We start from the raw sequence: 3,205 nt of genomic DNA, 5'->3' as shown, positions 1-3,205 counted from the left end.
GCAGACCGTGCCGGCCGGTGCGGACGCCGGCAGCGGTTCGGCGCAGCGCGGACAGGCATGGGCGTTGAGCGGCAGATCGCGCCGGCAGCCGGCGCAGAGATCGCGCCCCGGCGCCTCGCCCGGCGCTCCGCAGAGCAGACAGACCGCTGGCAGCAGCCGGTTCTGTACAAGATTGATCCACCTGTAAACCATCCGGCCGGCTCCGTGGTTGACAGCCGGGCGCCGGCTGTTAGCATGCGGCGCATTCCCGTCCCCGCGCGCCGCGCACCGGTCCGGCTGCGCCCGACCGGTATCCGGCTGCCGCCCCGCCAGGCCGAAACCGGATGAAGACCGAAAACACCCCCGTCGGAAAGGTGCTGCGCGCCAGCGAATCGCGGCGCGCGGCCGGCATGCTCAACATCGGCAACATCGTCGCGATCCTGCTGCCGGTGCCGCTGCTGATCTTCTGGTTCGGCGCCTCGATGCTGGTCTACGCGATGAACCGCCACCACCCCGACAAGCGCGTCGGCCACTACACGCAGCAGGCCGCGTACCGGCTCTACGGCGTCACCGGCTTCTTCACCGCCGCCGCGACCTTCATCCCGGGTGGCGGCTGGACCTGGTACATCGTCGCGTGGGTGGCCGCGGCGCTGGTGCTGATCCCGTGGTCCGTGCTCGATCTGCGCCGCATCCGCCGCGAGGACTGGGCCGACATCATCCTGCCGGAGCCCCGCACTGCATGAACCCGACCGCCGCCCCGCTGCGCCACGACTGGACCGTCGCCGAAGCCCTCGAACTGTTCGCGCTGCCGTTCGCGGATCTGCTGTACCGCGCGCAGGGCGTGCATCGCCAGCACTTCGACCCGAACGCCGTGCAGGTCTCGACGCTGCTGTCGATCAAGACCGGCGCCTGCCCCGAGGACTGCGCCTACTGCCCGCAGAGTGCGCGCCACGAGGGCGAGGTCGAGCGCGAGAAGCTGCTGGCGGTCGAGGAAGTCCTGTCGGCGGCGCGCACCGCGAAGGCCAGCGGTGCCAGCCGCTTCTGCATGGGCGCGGCCTGGCGCAATCCGAAGGACCGCGATCTCGATGCGGTCGTGGCGATGGTCGAGGGCGTCAAGGCGCTCGGGCTCGAAACCTGCGTGACGCTCGGCATGCTGCGCGCCGATCAGGCGCAGCGCCTGAAGGACGCCGGCCTCGACTACTACAACCACAACCTCGACACCTCGCCGGAGTTCTACGGCTCGATCATCACGACGCGCACCTATCAGGACCGCCTCGACACGCTCGGGCACGTGCGCTCGGCCGGCATCAAGGTCTGCTCGGGCGGCATCCTCGGCATGGGCGAATCGCTGCGCGATCGCGCCGGCATGCTGGTGCAGCTTGCCAACCTCCCCGAGCACCCGGAGAGCGTGCCGATCAACCTGCTCGTGCAGGTCGAGGGCACGCCGCTGTACGGCCGCGACAGGCTCGACGGCATCGACTTCGTGCGCACGATCGCGGTCGCGCGGCTGCTGATGCCGCAGTCCTTCGTGCGCCTGTCGGCCGGTCGCACCGACATGAGCGACGAACTGCAGGCGCTGTGCTTCTCGGCTGGCGCCAACTCGATCTTCTACGGCGAGAAGCTGCTGACCACCGCCAACCCGGACACCGACCGCGACCGCGCGCTGTTCGCGAAGCTCGGCGTGCGCGCGCTCGAAATCCAGGAAACCCTGCCCGAGGCCGGCGACTTCGTGCAGGAAGCGCCGTGCGGCTGCGGCGCGGCGAAGCTGCGCGCCGGGGCCTGAGCCCTGCCGCCGGCCGATGCGTGACCTCGCCGTCGAACTCGCTGCGCTGCGCGCCGCCGGGCTGTACCGGGCGCCGCGCACGGTCGATTCCGCGCAGGGGCCGGTGATCGCCTCCGGCGGGCGCGAGTGGCTGAACTTCTGCAGCAATGATTATCTCGGCCTCGCCGCCGATGCCCGCATCGCGCAGGCACTGGCCACGGCCGCGGCGCGCCGGGGCTGCGGCAGCGGCGCGGCGCATCTGGTCTGCGGGCATTCGGCCGAGCATGCGGCGCTGGAGGAGGAACTCGCCGCCTTCACCGGCCGGCCGCGTGCGCTGCTGTTCTCGACCGGCTATCTCGCCAACCTCGGCGTGCTCGCGGCGCTGGCCGGGCGTGGCGACAGCGTGCTCGAAGACCGGCTGAACCACGCCTCGCTGCTCGACGGCGGGCGGCTCTCCGGTGCGCGGCTGAGCCGCTACGCGCACGCCGACGCGGAGGCGCTCGAAGCGAAGCTCGCCGTGGCCGGCGGCGAGCGCATCGTCGTCACCGACGGTGTGTTCAGCATGGATGGCGATGTCGCGCCGCTGCCGGCGCTCGCCGATGCCTGCCGCCGGCATGCGGCCTGGCTGGTGGTCGATGATGCGCACGGCTTCGGCGCGCTCGGGCCGCAGGGGCGCGGCAGTCTGGCGCTGCACGGGCTGGATGCCGAGGCGGTGCCGGTCGTGATCGGCACGCTCGGCAAGGCTTTCGGCACCAGTGGTGCCTTCGTCGCCGGCAGCGCCGAACTGATCGAATACCTGATCCAGAAGGCGCGGCCCTACATTTATACGACGGCGTCCTCGCCGGCGCTGGCGGCGGCGACGCGCGCCAGTCTCAGGATCGTGCAGGCCGAGGACTGGCGGCGCGCAAGGCTGGCGGCGCTGATCGCGCGCTTCCGGGCCGGTGCCGAGCAGCTCGGTTTCGGCGCACAGCTGCTGCCCTCGACGACCCCGATCCAGCCGATCGTCATCGGTACCGCCGAAGATGCGCTCGCCGCTGCGCAGCGCCTCGCCGATCGCGGCATCTGGGTCACGGCGATCCGGCCGCCGACCGTGCCGGCCGGCTCGGCGCGGCTGCGCGTGACGCTGAGCGCCGCGCACACCGATGCGCAGCTCGATCGCCTGCTCGACGCGCTGGCCGCGGCGCTGCCGGCGCCGGCCTGAGTCGCGGAGGCCGCAGGCGATGCTGTACTGCCAAAGCTGGGGTTCGGGGCCGGATCTGGTGCTGCTGCACGGCTGGGGCATGCACGGCGGCGTCTGGGACGACACGGTCGAGGCCTTCATCGATGACTGGCGCGTGACCGTCATCGACCTGCCCGGTCACGGCCGCTCCGGCGGCCGGCCCGGCACGCTCGCCGGCCTGGCGGCGGCGGTGTCGCGAGGTTCAACGCCCCTGAACGCCTGCGCGCGGTCGGCGACTACGTGTG

Annotated in this window: 5 protein-coding genes; 4 read left to right on the top strand and 1 reads right to left on the bottom strand. The window is 72.1% G+C overall.

All coding sequences use genetic code 11. From position 1 onward, the window contains the following. Positions 1-192: double zinc ribbon domain-containing protein (locus PKE44_RS17080; RefSeq protein WP_324553670.1), on the bottom strand; the 192-nt coding region annotated here is incomplete at its 3' end. A gap of 131 nt (positions 193-323) precedes the next feature. Between PKE44_RS17080 and PKE44_RS17075 the strand changes: the two genes are divergently transcribed. From PKE44_RS17075 to PKE44_RS17060, 4 genes are all read left to right on the top strand, one after another. Then, positions 324-722, top strand: a complete 399-nt coding sequence (locus PKE44_RS17075; RefSeq protein ID WP_324553668.1) for a hypothetical protein — start codon at positions 324-326, stop codon at positions 720-722. Next, a complete protein-coding gene (gene bioB, locus PKE44_RS17070) occupies positions 719-1,762 on the top strand; it encodes a biotin synthase BioB (protein ID WP_324553666.1) in 1,044 nt (347 codons plus the stop codon). Before PKE44_RS17075 ends, bioB begins: the two co-directional genes overlap by 4 nt. Before the next feature lie 16 nt (positions 1,763-1,778). Continuing rightward, complete coding sequence (gene bioF, locus PKE44_RS17065; protein ID WP_324553664.1) at positions 1,779-2,942, top strand: 8-amino-7-oxononanoate synthase; 1,164 nt, start codon at positions 1,779-1,781, stop codon at positions 2,940-2,942. A gap of 19 nt (positions 2,943-2,961) precedes the next feature. Beyond that, a partial coding sequence (locus tag PKE44_RS17060) for an alpha/beta fold hydrolase (protein ID WP_324553662.1) occupies positions 2,962-3,205 on the top strand: 244 nt, incomplete at its 3' end.

Origin of the sequence: Plasticicumulans sp., from assembly GCF_035331805.1 — a bacterium.
Classification (GTDB): domain Bacteria; phylum Pseudomonadota; class Gammaproteobacteria; order Competibacterales; family Competibacteraceae; genus Plasticicumulans.
This window is presented reverse-complemented; position numbering and strand designations above follow the sequence as displayed.

Excerpts from the sequence above, each read along its gene's own strand:
- PKE44_RS17075 (WP_324553668.1), top strand. The coding sequence starts at position 324 with ATGAAGACCGAAAACACCCCCGTCGGAAAGGTGCTGCGCGCCAGCGAA.
- bioB (WP_324553666.1), top strand. The coding sequence starts at position 719 with ATGAACCCGACCGCCGCCCCGCTGCGCCACGACTGGACCGTCGCCGAA.
- bioF (WP_324553664.1), top strand. The coding sequence starts at position 1,779 with ATGCGTGACCTCGCCGTCGAACTCGCTGCGCTGCGCGCCGCCGGGCTG.